This window comes from Candidatus Culexmicrobium sp., assembly GCF_058356305.1.
In genome coordinates this window covers 44474-61852 of sequence record NZ_JBTVBB010000007.1, presented here as the reverse complement: position 1 = coordinate 61852, position 17379 = coordinate 44474, and the positions used below count along the sequence as shown (strand labels likewise).

The 17379-nt window shown below is 36.3% G+C and carries 19 protein-coding genes and 1 tRNA gene; 12 read left to right on the top strand and 8 right to left on the bottom strand.

The window, feature by feature from the left end:
- Positions 1–28: 28 nt before the first annotated feature.
- Both ACW8TM_RS01510 and ACW8TM_RS01505 read right to left on the bottom strand, forming a co-directional pair.
- Positions 29–102: transfer RNA gene (locus ACW8TM_RS01510), tRNA-Phe, on the bottom strand.
- Positions 103–656: 554 nt separating this feature from the next.
- Entirely contained in the window at positions 657–1583 is a 927-nt protein-coding gene (locus ACW8TM_RS01505; protein WP_491531501.1) for a prenyltransferase, read from the bottom strand.
- Positions 1584–1704: 121 nt separating this feature from the next.
- Between ACW8TM_RS01505 and ACW8TM_RS01500 the strand changes: the two genes are divergently transcribed.
- Positions 1705–2922: a radical SAM/SPASM domain-containing protein gene (locus ACW8TM_RS01500; RefSeq protein ID WP_491531500.1), complete on the top strand. Its 1218-nt coding sequence runs from the start codon at positions 1705–1707 to the stop codon at positions 2920–2922.
- Positions 2871–3119: a hypothetical protein gene (locus tag ACW8TM_RS01495; RefSeq protein WP_491531499.1), complete on the top strand. Its 249-nt coding sequence runs from the start codon at positions 2871–2873 to the stop codon at positions 3117–3119. The genes ACW8TM_RS01500 and ACW8TM_RS01495 overlap by 52 nt, the downstream gene beginning before the upstream one ends.
- Before the next feature lies 1 nt (position 3120).
- Here ACW8TM_RS01495 and ACW8TM_RS01490 read toward each other — a convergent pair whose 3' ends face one another.
- Together ACW8TM_RS01490 and ACW8TM_RS01485 are read right to left on the bottom strand one after the other, a co-directional pair.
- A complete protein-coding gene (locus ACW8TM_RS01490; protein ID WP_491531498.1) occupies positions 3121–4452 on the bottom strand; it encodes a TldD/PmbA family protein in 1332 nt (443 codons plus the stop codon).
- A 4-nt stretch (positions 4453–4456) separates the two neighbouring features.
- On the bottom strand, positions 4457–5851 hold the full coding sequence (locus ACW8TM_RS01485) for a TldD/PmbA family protein (protein ID WP_491531497.1): 1395 nt from the start codon (positions 5849–5851) through the stop codon (positions 4457–4459).
- A gap of 680 nt (positions 5852–6531) precedes the next feature.
- Between ACW8TM_RS01485 and ACW8TM_RS01480 the strand changes: the two genes are divergently transcribed.
- The 4 genes from ACW8TM_RS01480 (at position 6532) to larE (ending at position 9986) form a co-directional block, all read left to right on the top strand.
- Positions 6532–7380 (top strand): matrixin family metalloprotease, encoded by an 849-nt coding sequence (locus ACW8TM_RS01480; RefSeq protein ID WP_491531496.1) that lies wholly within the window; start codon positions 6532–6534, stop codon positions 7378–7380.
- 69 nt (positions 7381–7449) lie between these two features.
- Entirely contained in the window at positions 7450–7803 is a 354-nt protein-coding gene (locus ACW8TM_RS01475; protein ID WP_491531495.1) for a hypothetical protein, read from the top strand.
- A 112-nt stretch (positions 7804–7915) separates the two neighbouring features.
- Complete coding sequence (gene thiI, locus ACW8TM_RS01470) at positions 7916–9115, top strand: tRNA uracil 4-sulfurtransferase ThiI (RefSeq protein ID WP_491531494.1); 1200 nt, start codon at positions 7916–7918, stop codon at positions 9113–9115.
- A 49-nt stretch (positions 9116–9164) separates the two neighbouring features.
- A complete protein-coding gene (gene larE, locus ACW8TM_RS01465; protein WP_491531493.1) occupies positions 9165–9986 on the top strand; it encodes an ATP-dependent sacrificial sulfur transferase LarE in 822 nt (273 codons plus the stop codon).
- Positions 9987–10015: 29 nt separating this feature from the next.
- Here larE and ACW8TM_RS01460 read toward each other — a convergent pair whose 3' ends face one another.
- Positions 10016–10654, bottom strand: coding sequence for a helix-turn-helix domain-containing protein (locus ACW8TM_RS01460; RefSeq protein WP_491531492.1), 639 nt, complete (start codon positions 10652–10654; stop codon positions 10016–10018).
- Between the two features lie 70 nt (positions 10655–10724).
- On the opposite strand from ACW8TM_RS01460, the gene ACW8TM_RS01455 reads away from it, so the two are divergent.
- Together ACW8TM_RS01455 and ACW8TM_RS01450 are read left to right on the top strand one after the other, a co-directional pair.
- Entirely contained in the window at positions 10725–11159 is a 435-nt protein-coding gene (locus ACW8TM_RS01455; RefSeq protein ID WP_491531491.1) for a hypothetical protein, read from the top strand.
- 11 nt (positions 11160–11170) lie between these two features.
- Positions 11171–11464 carry an ATP-binding protein gene (locus ACW8TM_RS01450; RefSeq protein WP_491531490.1) on the top strand — a complete coding sequence of 98 codons (294 nt, stop codon included), beginning with the start codon at positions 11171–11173 and terminating at the stop codon, positions 11462–11464.
- Positions 11465–11493: 29 nt separating this feature from the next.
- Here the strand turns inward: ACW8TM_RS01450 and ACW8TM_RS01445 are convergent, their stop codons facing one another.
- Positions 11494–11778: a class I tRNA ligase family protein gene (locus ACW8TM_RS01445; protein ID WP_491531489.1), complete on the bottom strand. Its 285-nt coding sequence runs from the start codon at positions 11776–11778 to the stop codon at positions 11494–11496.
- Positions 11779–11930: 152 nt separating this feature from the next.
- Here ACW8TM_RS01445 and hmgA point away from each other — a divergent pair, with 152 nt between their 5' ends.
- Positions 11931–13169 carry a hydroxymethylglutaryl-CoA reductase (NADPH) gene (gene hmgA, locus ACW8TM_RS01440; protein WP_491531488.1) on the top strand — a complete coding sequence of 413 codons (1239 nt, stop codon included), beginning with the start codon at positions 11931–11933 and terminating at the stop codon, positions 13167–13169.
- 7 nt (positions 13170–13176) lie between these two features.
- Here the strand turns inward: hmgA and ACW8TM_RS01435 are convergent, their stop codons facing one another.
- Positions 13177–13323 carry a hypothetical protein gene (locus ACW8TM_RS01435; RefSeq protein ID WP_491531487.1) on the bottom strand — a complete coding sequence of 49 codons (147 nt, stop codon included), beginning with the start codon at positions 13321–13323 and terminating at the stop codon, positions 13177–13179.
- 79 nt (positions 13324–13402) lie between these two features.
- On the opposite strand from ACW8TM_RS01435, the gene ACW8TM_RS01430 reads away from it, so the two are divergent.
- Together ACW8TM_RS01430 and fdhD are read left to right on the top strand one after the other, a co-directional pair.
- Entirely contained in the window at positions 13403–14194 is a 792-nt protein-coding gene (locus ACW8TM_RS01430) for a sulfide-dependent adenosine diphosphate thiazole synthase (protein WP_491531587.1), read from the top strand.
- An 11-nt stretch (positions 14195–14205) separates the two neighbouring features.
- Positions 14206–15018 carry a formate dehydrogenase accessory sulfurtransferase FdhD gene (gene fdhD, locus ACW8TM_RS01425; RefSeq protein WP_491531586.1) on the top strand — a complete coding sequence of 271 codons (813 nt, stop codon included), beginning with the start codon at positions 14206–14208 and terminating at the stop codon, positions 15016–15018.
- On the opposite strand, the gene ACW8TM_RS01420 is transcribed toward fdhD, so the two are convergent.
- Positions 14989–16200 (bottom strand): aminotransferase class V-fold PLP-dependent enzyme, encoded by a 1212-nt coding sequence (locus tag ACW8TM_RS01420; RefSeq protein ID WP_491531486.1) that lies wholly within the window; start codon positions 16198–16200, stop codon positions 14989–14991. The genes fdhD and ACW8TM_RS01420 overlap by 30 nt on opposite strands.
- Before the next feature lie 102 nt (positions 16201–16302).
- Here ACW8TM_RS01420 and ACW8TM_RS01415 point away from each other — a divergent pair, with 102 nt between their 5' ends.
- On the top strand, positions 16303–17337 hold the full coding sequence (locus ACW8TM_RS01415) for a HesA/MoeB/ThiF family protein (protein ID WP_491531485.1): 1035 nt from the start codon (positions 16303–16305) through the stop codon (positions 17335–17337).
- The last annotated feature ends 42 nt before the right edge of the window (positions 17338–17379 follow it).

Sequence of the window (17379 nt, the reverse complement as noted above, 5' to 3'; positions counted from 1 at the left end):
ACTTCCATAATACTATCCCACAAAATGATGCCGGGGGCGGGACTTGAACCCGCGGCAATCCGGTCTTCAGCCGGACGCTCTCCCAGGCTGAGCTACCCCGGCTTTCTTCTGGTGGTCTATTTATTTTTGTTGTGTTTTTTGTATTTATGTTCTTCGCGTCTTGGTTGTTGGTGTGTTTTGTTATTTATTTTTGGATTTTTGGGTGGTTATGGTTTTGTTGCTCTTGGTTTGAGTTTAGTGTTGGTGGTTTTGATCTTTATTGTGTGACTGTTGCTGTTAAGGGTGGTGTTTCGAGTGGTTTAAGGGTTTGGTAGTGCTTTTCATTTTGCTGATAATTTTACTGTTGTTGGTTTGGGTGTTTTGCTTCTTATGATTATTTTGTTGATATGTTGTGTATTCATGTTTCATGTATGTTTTGGTTGGTGTTGCTATTGTTGTGGGTGGATTGAAGGCTAGAAGCTTTATTAGGGGTTGGTTATTTTTGGTGTAGTTAAGTGAGGATAACAGATAAGGTTTCAGGTGAATATTGAAAAGTGTCTTCTAAATTACTAGTGTATGGTTTATTAGGCTTGGTTGTATAGGGTTAGTAGGATTGTTATAGATTAATAGACTATGAGTTTTCAAATGCAAGTTAGGTTTCACTATTTAAGTTTAAGTTAAATTGGGGGTATATCTCCTAAAATATATCCTACTGATAGGAGGAGGGTTGCTGAAATGAAGAGTAATATTGTTCCTTTCATTGTAGGGATAAGCTCTTTAGGTTTATTATAGTATTTTCTTGCTGAGGCTATGTTTTTATAGGTTAGAGGTAATGTTCCAAGTATGATTAGGGTTGTTGATGGTAAAAGTTTGGATATGATTCCCAAGACTGTTACTAGGTAGGGTGTGGTGAGAAGCAAATTATATATTTTAATAGATTTTTCTCTTCCTATTCTTACAACAAGATTTCTTTTTCCAGTTTCCTTGTCGGCATGGTAATCTGGAAACTGGTTTATCCATATTACAGCAGTTATGAATAAGCCGGGTATTAGTGAGGATAGAAGTGTAGTTTCTAGTGGTGGGTTTGGAAGTTGAATATAACAGCTTCCAAATGTTATGAGTGGCCCGTAGGTTAAACCAATTAGGAATTCACCTAAACCTCTATAAGCCCATTTAAATGGTGGAGATGTGTAGAATGCACCAGTGAAAAAACCTGCTAAGGCTAGCATTAATATTGGTAGTCCTCTCATAAATGTCAGATAAACTCCTATTATGAAAGCAAAAATCCAAAAAACAATACCAACTTTAAGTATAGAGGAAGGCTTCATTAAGCCTTCAGGAAGTACACGGCTTCCAGCACTAAATGGAGTTATATCTTCCTTTCTAACAATCATATCTACACCGCTTTTAAAATCAAAGTATTCGTTAAATGTGTAACAGCCAATCATAGCAAATATAATGCCAAAAAATGTTAATAGGAAGCAGGTTGGGTTAAAAGTTTTGGCATGATACCAAGCAATAACTGTTCCAAGGACTATTGGCGGTATACCTGCTAACCAAAACTTTAACCTTACAGCTCTAACCCAAACCTTAAAGTTAGCCATCCTTAGCCCATAGAATTTTTTACAAGTCAACTTAAAATTTTTGATACTTCAAAGTTCCAGTTAGTCTTCAGCTTTTAACATTTATAATTAGTAAGACCATTAAGGTTTTGAGGGATAGAATGTGAAAACTAGAGTTGAAGAAGGTTCCTACTTTTCAAGAAAAAGGTTCTCACCCCAACTTGTCATAAGGCAAGGTCTTACTGCTTTAGTTTTTAAGGTTGCCACTGGTTGGAGATTTGAGGGTAGATGGCTTAAATTTTTAGGTAGGATGCTCAGGGTTGCTGCTGGTGCAAAGGCTGCAGGATGCTTTGGCTATGAACCTCACCCAGTATTAGAGGTGACTGGGCGTTGTAACCTAAAATGTCCTCATTGTGAGGTTAGGGGAGGTGAAATCAATGTGGATCCACCTTTAACACAGGTTTATAGGATGATTGATTCTATTGCAACTGTACCAGAATTTAAAATGCTGGTTTTAACGGGTGGAGAACCCCTCCTTAGAAAGGATATATATGAGATAATTAAGTATGCCAAAAATAATGGTTTTGAAGTGACAATAGCAACAAATGGAACCCTAATATCTAAGGAAACCGCTAAAAAACTTTCCTCACTAGAAGTTACAGGTGTTGCTGTAAGTTTAGACTTTATAGAGCCAGAACTTCATGATAGGTTCCGTGGGATGCCTAAAACATGGGAAAAAGTAATGGAGGGAATAAAAAATACTGTAGAGGAGAATCTGTATTTACAAATAAACATAGCTCTATCAAGATTAAATCTTCATGAACTTTCACAACTTTTAGAGTTGGCTGATAAACTTGAATCACATGTTGTACTCCTATATCAGTTTCAACCTTATGGAAGAGGCTCCCTAATAGAAAACTTAGCTTTAACTTCATTAGAATTTTTTAGGGTGATAAAAGAAACAGCAAAACTTCAAAAAGAACTTAAAACACTTATAGTGCCAGTAGGGCTTCCAGAATATTTTGCATATCTATCAGCTAAAACTCCAATATTAAGCAGAATGTTTAAGGGATGTATTGCTGGGAGAGGAATGTTCTATGTTAAATGGTATGGTGATGTTTGGCCTTGTGTTTTTCTACAGCTAAGTATCGGAAATGTGTTAGAAGAAAAAGCAGTTAAAATATGGGAAGAAAATGAATTGTTAAACAAGCTTAGAAACAGGAATAATCTACAAGAACCTTGTAAATCATGTAGGTATAGAGAGAACTGTGGAGGTTGTAGGTCAAGAGCGTATTTATTAACGGGAAATCCATTAGCAGCAGACCCTATATGTCCATTCAACAACCTCAACCAACAATCTCTTCTAGGAAAAAATGGTTAAGGGAATTCAAAAGTTTCAGTGTTACTGGTGGTGAAAATGATGACTCTCTTGTTCAAAATGTTGATGCTAAATTAGCTGTTATCGGTGTTCCTATGAAGTATTCTCGTTCACTTGTTGAGTGTATTAGTTTGAGGAATTTGAAGAGCCTTATCGAGCCTTTATGTAGAGTTGTTGAGAGGATTGGAGAGCTACTGTAATTTATTTGCCTGCAATGGTTAGCTTGGCTATCTTAACTGTTGGTGTATAGATGTTTCGACTGTTTTCAAGGTCTTTTCCAATGATTTCGATTTCCTCTTTTAATATTTTGTAGAAGTCTCCTGAAACTACTATTCCTTTGACTTGACTTGCTATTTCTCCATTTTTGATTAGGTGGGCGTGTGTTACTGTGGCATTTAGATTTCCACTTACCGGATTGGATAGCCATTCACCTATGGTGTCAATTATGTATAGTCCACGTTTTGTTTCTTCAATTATTTCTTCTATGCTTGATGTTCCTGGTTTTAAAATTAGGTTGTTTGGTGCTGGTGTTGGTGGTTGACCATATCTTCTATAGGCATTTCCAGTTGAGTTTACTTTGTCTTTTAGGGCTGTGTATGTGTCGTAAATATAGTTTCTAAGTATTCCCTTCTCAATTATTGGTGTTATCTGTGTTGGATAGCCTTCATCATCGAAGGGTCTAGTGTTCCATCCACCGTTCATTATTCCATCATCTATGATTGTTATTTTCTCATCTGCTACTTCCTTGCCAATCTTGTCTGCTAATGGTGACCTTCTTTTTTGAACCCATTCTGCAGTTATTGGTCCGCTTAACATTACTCCTAGAATATTAGCGAAGACTTTGTTTGATATTATTACTGGCATTTCACCACTTTCGATTGGCTTTGCCCTTAGGAATTTAACTGCTTTTTCAGCTGCCTTGACTGCTAGTTCTTCTAGGTTTATTTTATTCCATGCTCTGGCTTCTACATGTTCAGTTCCAGTTCCCTTTAATCCATTTTCTTCAGCTTTAGCTCTAAGCCATGCTGTGACTCCAGTTTCCCTTCTCTCCCCGCTTTCCCCATAATTGTTCACTATTAGTGTTTTTGAAGTTCCTAGGGTTACTAAGCCTCTTGTAGGTTTAACTCTCTTGTCATAGTCTATCATTCTTCCTATAGCAACCTTAATTGCCTCTACAACTTCTTCATAATCAATTTTCTCTATTTTTTCGTCATAATAACCTTCAGCCTTTGATTTATCAAACTTTTTATTTAGATGATTCCAATCTGGGTCTTCAGGGGAGGCTTTAGCTATTTTAATTGCCTTTAAAACTGCCCTTTCAACTTCATCTTTACTGGTTAAAGTGGTTGAGTATATGGCTGTCTTCTTGCCTATAACTACTCTTAATCCTAATCCTATCGAGTCTGAAGTTTTAAAGCTTTTTATTTCTTCTTCAAATTCAATTTTAACACTCCTATTTTGCCATAAGTATACCTCTGCTTCTGTTGCCCCCCTCTTCAATGCCATTTCAATTATACCTTCACATGAAATCATAATTTCACCTTCCTCCAACAGTCATTTTCCTAACTCTAACATGTGGACCGCCGAATCCAACTCTAACTGTCTGACCCATTTTACCACATCCTCCAAAAACGCTTGTTCTAATTTTCAAGTCTTTTCCAACTGCATCTATGGTTTTTAATGTCTCAAGTATTAATCCGCTTATTACTACTCCTCTAACTGTTTCGGCTAATTCTCCCTTTCTAATCATCTTTGATGGTCCTACACCGAAGGTGAATGTGCCCATACCTACTTCAACCTGTCCTCCTCCACCACCTTTCCCTCTAATGTATATGCCGAAGTCTATGTCTTCAATTAGTTCTTCAAAGCTATAGTCTCCTGGAGCCATGTAATAGTTGGTTTGCCTTACTACTGGTAGGTTTTCAAAGTCTTGGGCTCTGCCATTACCTGTGGGTTTAGCTCCGAGAAGTGTAGCTGAAGTTATGCTATGTAGATAGCTTCTCAAAATTCCATTTTCAACTATAATTGTTTTCTCCTTCTTTACACCTTCATCATCATAAGGGTGGAAGTATCCATCTTTAACTATACCTTCATCAATAATAGTTACAAGTTCACTGGCCACCTTCTTACCCAGCATGCCGTGCAGCACTGATTCTCCAGAAGCTACCAAGTCTCCTTCTGATGCATGTCCAAAGGCTTCATGAAGCATTAATCCTATTACATCTGGATCTACAACAACCGTGTAGGTGCCTGGTGGAGGAGTTTTAGCATTAACTGCTTCTAATGCTAGTTTTGAAATATCTGCTGTAAATTTATTCCAATCTTTCTCCTCAATAAATTCGAATCCTGCACACTTTGAATTGCTATAAGATACTCTTTCCATTCTTCCATTTACTCTAGCTACACTTCCATGAGAAACTCCAATAATGGTGGTTTCTATCTTAACTTTAGACCCTAAAGACGACATGAAAAGTCTAGAATCTCTTGCGATTCCAAGTGCCGTCTGGATGTTTTTAATTTCATCACTAACTAAGGCTGCCTTATTCGCCTTTAATGCAATTGATACTTTATCGTCAGAATCAATTTTCAGTGGATCTACCTTCACAGGAGAAGTTGCCTCAACTTTTTCAGCTCTTCCTTCACCTAACCCTCTCACTTCTATGCCGGATACTCTAGCTATTTTTATTGCTTCCCTAAGTGTTTGCTCTAATGATTCATCACTAATTTTGCTTGTAGATGCATAACCCAATGATTTTCCAACTATTACCCTAATTCCAATTCCACTACGTTTTCTAGAGGTATAACTTTTTAGAGCTCTGTTTTCTACAAGAATTACTTCACTCTCACTGTCTTGACATCTTACATCAGCATATGAGGCTCCAAGTTTCAATGCTTCTTCAATCAATTTTTCCATTAAATCTTCAATCAACATTCTCACCACTCAAATTTCAAATTATTACCTAACTCTATATGGAATTTTATTCAGTTTAAATTTAAAAATTAAGCATGTCTATTTTTAAGTTCCATCTAACTAAATGGAAAAAAATTAAATATCTAAAAAAGGAAATATGTGGAGGGTTTTCAGTAGTGAAGAAAGAAGATAAATTAGCTTTTATACTTATAGTTGTATTATTGATATCAATAACTTTCTCACCAATCAATGTCTTAAGCAAAGAACGTTTTAACAGGTTTTTCAAAAACAATTTAACTTTAACAGAATATTGGGAGCATGTTTTAAACGATTCATCCACACATATTTTCACTGGAATCGTTAATTCTATTAACGCAAAGTGGATAAATTCAACTCATAGAAAAATGATATACAGTTTCACCAATGTAACTGTAATTAAATATTTCAAGGACACGAGTGATTAGGAACTTGACCATATAATACTCGTCTATGAAGGAGGAGTTGTAGGTAATGTTAGTATACTGGTTTTCTACAATCCATGGGGGCCAATAGAATGCAGGGCTGGAGATATTATTAACGTTTAGGCAATAAGAGATGCTAAAAATAAAAGTCAACTTAAAGCTCTAAGAGTTCAGCTTGTTAAATCTTTAATCCAAGCAACATCATTTGAGAATATTAAGGAAATACCAGAAGAGTGTGGTGTGGGTTTTTCTTTTAGTGGCTACCACTGGGATATAAATAATCTTCCAGTAGCTTACTATATCAATGTAGATGGAACTGCTGATATCCCTGGAACCACCGAGTTTCAGGCTGTAATTAACAGTTTTCAGACATGGGAAAGTGATGAATTATCAATTATTGATTACGTGTACAGTGGGACAACATCAAAAAAAGATGTTGATGGTAATAATGTTATTTGTTGGAAAGATTTAGGAGGAGCTATTCCAGTTGCCTACACGGTGATTACCTATATTTCTAATACTAAGGAGATAATTGAATTTGACATAGTGTTCAATGATTATTACACTTGGGGCATTGATGAGGCTGATAAGTGGGATGTACAAAACGTTGGTACTCACGAAGTTGGTCATACCCTTTGTCTAGATGATTTATATCTTGATGAAAATAGTGAACAAACTATGTACTACGCTGGTTCTCAAGGTGAACTTAAAAAGAGATCTCTTGAAGAAGGTGATATAGCTGGAGTTCGTTACATATATCCAAAATACAGTAAACCTTTAGTATTTATTTTAGATCCAGCAGATGGTGAAACAATAGATCCCTTAGTTACTCCTACAGTTAGAATAAAAGCATCTGCTAGCAGTGAATATGGAATACAAATTGTAGAATATAAAGCGAAGAGTACCAATGTAAACTATGATAGTGGTTGGGTAATAATGGCATATGATTCAACAGAGAATTATTGGATTGGATACTGGGATATTTACAATCTAGAATATGGTTACTATAAAATAACTGTTAGAGCCCTAACTGAAGTGAACATTTATGGTTATGATTGGATAACAGTTTATATTGGTCCACAAATTTAGTGCAGAGGTAAGAAACTTGGTTAAAAAAAGTTACATAAACCCTTATCGCTACTTATTATTATAAGTATATTGCTTCTAGGAATCATATTAACATGTGGTTATAGGCTAGAGGTAGATAGGGAGATTTATAGTGTTGGTGAGACTGTAACTATAAGAATCTTTTATGTCAATGGCTTCCTAATACCTTTACCATTTTTTCCTGGAAATTATAGATATACAATTATTAAGCCTGATGGAGAGGAAGTGGATGCAATTGTGTATATAAATCCTCCATTATCCTCTGCCATGTTATTTGTTGCTCCATTTACAAGAATTTTAGTTGGCGAAATTAATTTTACTCCTAATCAAGAGGGCATGTACATTGTCAGAATAACTCTTCGTTTAAATGTATGTTTGGAAGTAAGGTTTAGGGTGATGAGTTAATAATAGTCTTCTCAATGTAACTTCTCTTTAAGCAATATTTAATTCGTTCCTCATGGAATAAAGCTAATGGGACAAGAGAAGTTTATTAGTTGTCTATGGAGACTTGGTTGGAATGTCTGGTGGGTTTGAATGGGATGGTGTATTGGCTGCATATGGTGAAATAGCTATAAAGTCTGATGTAGTTAGGAGAAGGTTTGTTAGAAGATTGATGAGTAATATTGCTGTTGGTCTTAAGGGTTTGGATATCGAGTTTAAGATTAGGCATAAGTGGTCTAGAGTTATAGTTAACACTTCAAATGTAGATGAGGCTTTAAGTCTGGTCAGTAGGATTTTTGGGGTTGTTTATGCTTCTCCATTTAAGCTGGTTGATTTGGGTGAGCTTAAAGATTTTATTAGGTCGATTTCTCCTAGACTACTGGGAGATGCAGAGTCATTTGCTGTTAGGGTTAGGAGAACCGGCACACATACCTTTACAAGCTTGGAGCTAGAAAGGGAGCTGGGTTCAATTGTAAAGGAGGAGACAAAGCTCAAAGTTTCTCTGGATAATCCTGATAAAATCATCTTCGTGGAAGTTAGAGACAATGAATGCTACATTTTTACTGATAAAATTAGAGGTCCAGGAGGTTTGCCCCTTGGAACCGCTGGTAGAGTTGTTTGCTTGATAAGTGGAGGCATCGACTCCCCTGTGGCTGCATGGCTTATGATGAGGAGGGGTTGCAGCATCGTACCACTGTTCGCCTATTTCCCAAGGGGTGGAGATGAATCTGATTTAAAGCGTTTTATTGAGGTAATGAAAATATTGAAGAAGTGGCATATTGGCGAGGAAATACCTGTCTATATTTATAAACATGAACATAACCTTGTGGCTTTTAGGCGAATTGCCTTAAAGTATACTTGTGTTCTTTGTAGGAGGATGATGTACAGGGTTGCGAATGAGCTTGCTAGGAGAATTGGAGCTAAAGCTATTGTTACTGGTGAAAATTTAGCTCAAGTAGCTTCTCAAACCTTGCATAATTTAAGAGTAATAGACCAAGCTTCAGAACTACCTGTTTTGAGGCCGATGATAGGCTTCAACAAGGAGGAGAGCATTAGGCTGGCTAAAAAAATAGGTACCTATGAAGCTTCATGTATGAGGGTTACTTCTGGATGTACGCCTATCAAAGGTTGTTGGGCTAGACCTCCAAAGCCAGTAACTAAAGCTGAACTTAAAGATGTTCTTGAATTTGAGTCTAAACTGGATATTGATAATCTTCTTAGTAAAAGTGTCGAGAGTATAAGGCAGCTTCCTAACTCTCACTTTAAAGCTTCTTAATGGATTATAGTTATAACAGAGTTAAGAGAATTAATTGTGTGGTGAAAGATTGGATAAGTTTCAAGCTCTCCTCGACTGGTTTAAGGATAAGAACGGTGTATTAGTAGCATTTTCAAGTGGAGTTGACAGTACACTTGTAGCTTATGCTGCTAAGCAAGTTTTAGGAGATAAAGCGTTGGCTGTTACAGCTAATTCACCTCTTCTCCCTCCTGGAGAATTAGAGGAAGCTAGAAAAATAGCTAATTTCATTGGAATTCGGCATTTAATTATTAATGTTAACGAATTGGAGAATGAGCATTTAGTTGAGAATCCGCCTAATAGATGCTATTATTGTAAGTTGGAGTTGATGAATAAATTGCTTGAAATAGCAGATGGGCATGGATTGGAAGTAGTTGTTGATGGAACTAATGCTGACGACATGAAGAGTTATAGACCTGGAATAAAAGCCTTGAAGGAGCTTGGTATTAGAAGTCCTCTTGCTGAAGTTGGTTTAAGTAAGGAGGATGTGAGAGCAATTTCTAGAAAGTTGGGTCTTCCAACTGCTGAAAAGCCTCCTGTTGCATGTCTAGCTTCAAGATTTCCATATGGTGTGAGGATAACTCCAGAAGCAGTTAGGCGAGTTGGAATGGCTGAGCTTATTGTGAAGCAAGTAGCTAAAGTTAACTTGGTTAGGGTTAGGGATCATGGAGTGATTGCTAGAATAGAGGTTGGTAGAAATGAGCGTAAAAAACTTTTTAACGAGAGAGTATTGGATGAAATCTCCAAGCGTCTTAAAGGGCTGGGATACTTATATGTCGCAATGGAGCTTGAGGGTTATGTATCTGGGAGTTTAGATAAGTTAATACTAGTAAGTGGTAAAGGAGAGAAGTAATAGTTTTTACTAGGATTATCGGTGATGTGTTATTTTACTGTCTCAAAATAGCTTTTTAATATTCTACGTAGTCCTCTTCTAATAATTTCTGATAATGTAGATGGGCTTATGCCGAGTCTTTTTGCGAGTTTTGTTATGTTTATTTTTCTAGGATAATCGAAGAAGCCCATTTTAAATGCTAGCCATAAAACTTTGTCTTGGTTTTCAGTTAAGATTTTCCCTTTTGGTTTAAATTTAGTTATTCTTAATACTTTTGGTTTTAAACCACTTTTCTCTATAGCTGAAATTATCCCTAAGTAGGCGTCAAAGTTTGGCACAATAAAATTGTATATGAATGTAGAGTCCTGTATGTTTTTACCAGTTATTAGAAATGAACCATGTGAAATTATGGTGTTACAGACATCACATCCCTCACTTTCTATCCATGCTATGGTTTTTCCCTTGGGGGTTCTGCCTTCATGTAGCTTTATTAGCATGCCTTTTGAAACTTTTGCTACTTGTTCTGGGGTCAATTCTACTAGATGTCTAATTACTCCACCTGTTATTCCTCTGATGTCTGCAACTCTGAATCGACTGATATTTCTTTTCTGTAATTCTCTTAAAACTTTACATCTGTCATTTTTTATTTCAATTGATATATGGTAGGGTTCATTCCATACATCACTCATAATATTTCCCCTTATATTTTCGGGGATACTCTCTAATAGAAATACCTATCAATATACTTCGGTGTCTGTTATGGAGGTTCAATGGCCAGTTAAAATACTCCTAGTTCATCCAAAAGCACCTTTCCTGCAGAAGGATAAATTGACCATTGCAGCTGACTGTGCAGTATTATCTAACAATGAATTGGGTACACGATTTAAAAAGGGTGAAACTGTAATTATTGGTTGTCCATTACTAGAGGATCCTGATAGAATAATGAATAAATTGGCATTGGTAATGAGAGAGACAAGAGCAACTAATGTCGAGGTGTACACTATGGAAGTTCCATGTTGCCATGCAATTCATATGATGACTATGAGAGCTATTAAGAATGCTGATAAAAGTGATTTAAACGCCAAGTACTTTATCGTTAGAGTCGTTTCTGGAAAAATTGAGCCCTATAAGCTTGGGAGAACAGATACCTCAATGATTGAAGCTGAAAAGAAAGCTCACGGTCACCTTTATTAGAGGTGTCATAATTGACTAAAGTAAAGAGATTAATAGTTACAATTGATAAAGATAAGTGTACTGGATGTGGAAACTGTGTTAAAGCATGTTTAACGGGAGCCCTGAAAATAGTTAATGGTAAATCGAAACTAATTGATGAGCGATTATGTGATGGTTTCGGTTCATGTATAGCTGCCTGCCCTTATAATGCAATTAGACTCGAGTATAGGGAAGCTGAAGAATTTGATTGGTCAATACTAAATCAAATAAGCTTTGAAGATCTAGTGAGAAAGTTGAGGATGACTAGTGGTGCTGAAGTGAATTAAATTTAAGATGATTTTTTCCTTAGTTTTAGTTATCTAAACTTTATTTTTGCTTCTCTCATTAATTTTCTAAGTTCTCTAGCTCTTTCATTATCAATTAGGCCTTTTCTCTCTAAGTCGTTGATACATTTCTCAGCATAATTACACCATATGACACATGTTTCAGAGGCTTCTCTACGTACTGTTCGGCCGCAGTTTGGGCATTCCTGTCCAGTTTCATACTCAAAGAATTCAACTTCCTCTCCACAATATGGGCATGTTCCAATGATTATTTGAGGTTCAACAAAGCTTCTAGCTCCAGGACAATATTTTAACATAACCTCACCTCTAAATCTTCCATTAAATGCTTAAGTTAGGCTTTTTCATATTATGATTTCCCCGAAAATATACGGATATTAAATTAAGGGTTAATGTTATAATCTTGATAAATATGATTTTAACTAGACACGTAGTTTGTGGGGTAAACTTCATGAAGCTTGATGTCAATGAGGCTATTAAACTATTATTGAGTGGTAAAGTTAAAATTCATGAGTTAGATGATTTTTTAGGTGATTCTAATTTAGCTACCGAAGTCAGACGTAAATATATTGAAAAACTAGTTAAAGTTGAGTTTAGTAATTTATCTCTTCATCCACTAGACTTTAATGAGCTTGTTGGTAGAAATATTGAGAATCCTATTGGAGTTGTTCAAGTTCCACTAGGTATTGCTGGTCCCCTCAAAATTGATGGAGAGTATGCTAAAGGTGATTTTTACATTCCACTCTGTACTACTGAGGGTGCATTAGTAGCTTCAGTGAATAGGGGTTGTAAGGCTATTACTCTTTCAGGGGGAGCTAGACCTCTAATTTTGAAGGATTATATGACTAGAGCTCCTTTATTTAAGACGCCAAGTATAGTTCATGCCAAAAAACTTGTGGATTGGGTTAAAGAGAATTTTGATAGAATTGTAGAGGTTGCTGAAAGCACTACTCGTTATGGGAAGTTGCTTGATTTTCAACCATACCTGGTTGGTAATTACGTGTTTTTGAGATTTAGATTTTCTACTGGTGATGCCATGGGTATGAATATGGTTACTATAGCTGTGGATGAAATTAGGAAGCTGATTGAGGGGGGAGTTTCATATGCTAACTGTATTAGTTTAAGTGGGAACTTATGTGTCGATAAGAAACCTTCTGCTCTAAATTTAATTGAAGGTCGAGGCAAGACTGTCATCTGTGAAGCTATAGTTAAAAGAGAAGTTGTTAATGAGGTTTTGAAGACTACTCCTGAAAGTATTGTTAATCTTAATTGGAGTAAAAACTATATTGGTTCAGCCTTGGCAAGTTCTCTTGGATATAATGCACATTTTGCTAATATTATTGCTGCAATTTTTGTTGCAACTGGACAGGATTTAGCTCAAATTGTTGAGTCTAGTATGGGCTTTACGGTTGCCGAAGTTGTTGGAAATGGTGACTTATATATCAGTGTTACTTTGCCTTCCCTTGAGATTGGTACTGTAGGTGGTGGAACTAGGCTTCCAGCACAAAGTGAAGCTTTATCAATAATTGACTGTTTGGGTGGTGGGAATCCTCCTGGAGTTAAGGTAAGAAAGTTTGCGGAAATAATTGCTTCAGCTGTTTTGGCTGGGGAGCTTTCTTTGTTAGCTGCATTGGCTTCCCATCAATTGGCTGATGCACATAAAATGCTTGGACGTGGAAAAAGACCTTAACTTTATCTTAAATTTGTCTTTTAAGCCAAGATCTAATCCATTGTTTACGGCATTTTTCAGAGCAGAAGACGTAGAGCTTATTTACACAGCACGTCTTCCTAACATATTTTACATTTCTGACAATTCGTCCACAGATTTGACATCTTAAACTCAATTTGCTCACCCTAGTCAGTTAAGTTTTTTAGTTTTATTTTTCATAAACTTAACGCTGTTATGGGGGTGTTACTTTGAACATGAGGTTAGTTGATGAAGGTGAGATGACTAAAGCTATAATTGAAGCTTCTTTAAAGAAACTGGTTAATCTGACAAGTGTGGATGTAATTGTTGTTGGCGCTGGCCCTGCAGGCTTGACTGCCGCTTTCTATCTAGCTAAGACTGGACTAAAAACTCTGATTATTGAAAGAAAACTTTCTTTTGGTGGTGGAATTGGTGGTGGTGGAATGCAGCTTCCAGCAATATTAGTTCAAGAACCTGCAGATGAAATATTGCGTGAAATAAACTGTAAACTTACCCCGTACAGTGAAGGTTTATATGTGGTTGATCCAGCTGAGATGATTGCTAAGTTGGCTTCAAGTGCAATTGATGCTGGTGCTGAGTTTCTATTGGGTGTAACTGTTGATGATGTTGTTTTTAGAGTTGAAGGGGGAAAACCTAGAATTGTAGGTGTGGTTATTCAGTGGACTTCAATTATTATGTCAGGTATACATGTTGATCCCTTAGCATTGAAGGCTAAAGCTGTTATTGATTGTACTGGTCATGATGCAGAGGTTTTATCAGTGGCTTCTCGGAAAATTCCACAACTTGAATTGATGGTTCCAGGTGAAGCTTCAATGTGGACTGCTGAAGGGGAGAAACTTGTTGTTGAGAAGACTGGTGAAGCTTTTCCAGGCCTATATGTTGCCGGGATGTCTGTTGCAGCTTTATATTCGACGCCTAGGATGGGTCCAGTTTTTGGAGGTATGCTTTTGTCTGGACGTAGAGTGGCTGAAATATTAGTGGAAAAGTTAAAATCTACTAGTGGGTAGTCATTGATTTGATGATGGAGTCTAGAAGGTTTAGGGTTTTAAGGTTTAATGATGGTAATGTAAGCTTTGATGATGATGAAGTAGCGGTGGAGCAACCTGTTCACTTATATGTTAATGGGGAGCATTTAGTGACTTTTCTTGCTTCTCCACATAATTTAAGGGAGCTTGCTTATGGTCATCTGGCTAGTGAAGGGATAATTCAATCTGTAAGTGATGTTGAAGAGATTGATATTGAAGATTTTGTGATAAGGGTTAAAATTCCAAGTGATTTAATGACTAGAGTTAAGCTGTATGGTACCTTGAGGGTTAGATTTACTTCTTGTGGTGAAGTTGATAGTGGTTATCTGAGACTCTTAGATAGCTTGGTTAAGGCTGAAGTTTCTTCGAATACTTGTTTCAGGGTTGAGGATATACTTGAGGCTTTCAAAGTCTTGAATATGAAGTCTATGCTATATAGAAAGACTGGTGGTGTTCATGTTGCCATGCTCTTTGACCCGAATTTGACTGTTGCTAGTTTTGCTGAGGATGTTGGGAGGCATAATGCTGTTGATAAGGTTATTGGTGAAGCATTAATTAATGGCTTTAATTTAAGTAACTTATTTATGGCTTGTAGTGGTAGGCTTTCTTCTGAAATCGTCTTAAAGGCTATCCGACTTAATATTCCTCTTGTCGCTTCAATTTCAGCTCCTACTACACTTGGTGTTATACTTTCCAGGAAGGCTAAGTTGACTCTTATAGGTTTTGTTAGGGGTAAACGTTTTAATGTTTATAGTTTTCCTGAACGCCTTAACTTGTCATGTGAAGGTTTTTACGATTTCTCTTAGTGTTTCACATAGTCTGTTTACTTCTTCCTCTGTATTGTAAATGTAGAAGGAAACTCTCACTGAGCTTTTTATGCCTAGGAATTTGTGGAGAGGTTCTGTGCAATGTAGCCCTGACCTTACAGCTATGTTAGATAGTTCATCTAGGAGTAATGCAATGTCGTGGCTGTCTATTCCTTTAATGTTAAATGATACTATTCCACATCTTTCTTCAATGTTTTTAGGACCATAGATTTCAATTTTATCGCTTATCTCTTCTAATTGTTTTATGGTTTGTTTTACAAGTTTTTCTTCATGTTTCCTAATTTGTGTTTTGTCTAGTTCGTTTAGATAGTCTATTGCTGCTGCTAGGCCAATTGCACCTGCAATATTTGGTGTTCCAGGTTCAAATCTCCAGGGCATATCATTCCATGTACATCCAGTAAGTGTTACTTTTTTAATCATTTCTCCTCCACCGAAGGGTGGATCAAGGTATTCTTCAATTCCATCACGTATGTAAAGGACACCTATCCCTGTTGGTCCAAGCATTTTATGGCCGCTGAATGCTAAAAAATCACATTCTAGTTCATGTACATCTACTAACATATGTGGTGCTGATTGGGCTGCATCTACTAATATTAACGCTCCAACTTTATGGGCTATTTCAGCTATCTTTTTTACTGGATTGATTGTTCCAAGCATATTTGAAACATGAGTTACAGTCACTAGTTTTGTCTTTTCAGTTAGGTATTTATTTAGTTGTTTTAAGTCTAACCTGTAACTATCTTTCAGCCCTATGTACTTTACTTTGACTCCAAATTTTTTCTGTATTATTTGCCATGGAACAATATTTGAATGATGCTCCATTATTGTGGTTATTACTTCATCTCCTGTCTCCCATTTTAATCCATACGCTATTAGGTTTATTGCATCAGTTGTGCCTTTAGTGAAAACTATTTCGCTGGATTTTCTGGCGTTTATGAATTTTGCAATTTTCTCTCTTGCTTTTTCATATTTTTCAGTGGCTTTTTGTGACAGTCTATGTATTGCTCTATGGACATTTGCGGTGTATTCTTGGTAGTATTCGTTTATTGCTGATGTTACTTGTATTGGTTTTAAGGTGGTTGCGGCATTGTCTAGGTAAATTAATGGTTTATCTCTTCTAGTTAGGATTGGGAAGTCTTTTCTTATTTCCTCTACTTTCATTTCAATCATCCTTTAGTTTTTCCATTAACAATGTTATAATTAGTCCTTATAACAATTAGCTTAATATAACGCTGTTAAATTTTATGTTTGGGGAGAAGTATAATGGGAGTATTCGATGGAGAAGAGTACTATAGGAGACAAGTAATTTTACGGGAGCTTGGTTATGAGGGGCAAAATCGTTTGAGAAATTCTAAAATTCTAATCGCTGGTGTTGGTGGTTTAGGTTCTATTTCTGCTTTATATTTGACTCTAGCTGGAGTTGGGCATATAATTCTCGTAGATCAAGATGTTGTCGATATGAGCAATTTACATAGACAGGTCCTATATGATTTAGATGATATTAGGTTTCCTAAGGCTGAAGTTGCAGCTAAGAAGCTAAGCAGATTGAATCCTGAAGTTAATGTGGAGGCAATCTCAGATAATATTAATGAGGAGAATGTCTTTGACTTAGTTAAACAAGTGGATTGTGTTGTTGATGGATTAGATAATATGAGAACTAGATATTTAATTAACAGGGCTTGTGTTAAATATAAGGTTCCATATATTTTTGCGGGTGCTATTGGCTTTGAAGGAAATTTAGCTGTATTAATTCCACATGAAACTGCATGCTTAGAATGCTTCTTGCCAGGTTTAGATGATTCATTACTGCCCACTTGTGAAACGAGGGGTGTTATTGGAGTAACACCTGGAATTATTGGCACTATTCAAGCTATGGAGACAATTAAGCTCCTAGCTGGAATCAACAGTGGTTTAAGGGGTAAATTACTGATTTGCGACTTTATCACTATGGATTTCGTAACTGTAGATCTGAGGAAAAATCCTGAATGTAAGGTTTGTGGAGAAAGGGTTGAAGTTAAGCTTGAACATAAACCTAGCATTGTAATTTTATGTGGAAGTAATACAGTTAATGTTAATCCACCGAGACCTATGAAGATAGATTTAAAGAGAGCTCAGCAGTTGTTGTCAAGTAAATATGAGCTTTTAATTAAGTCTTCATTTGCTATTGCGTTTAGATATTTCGATGACATTGAGGTGACAATTTTTAGTAATGGTAGAATGCTTATTAGAAATATTAGTGATGCTGATAAAGCTCTCGAAATTTATAGGAACTTAATTAGCATTCTTTCTTCTATGTAGTTTTCTTTTATATGTTTTCGAAAGGGTTATAAGGCTAATTAT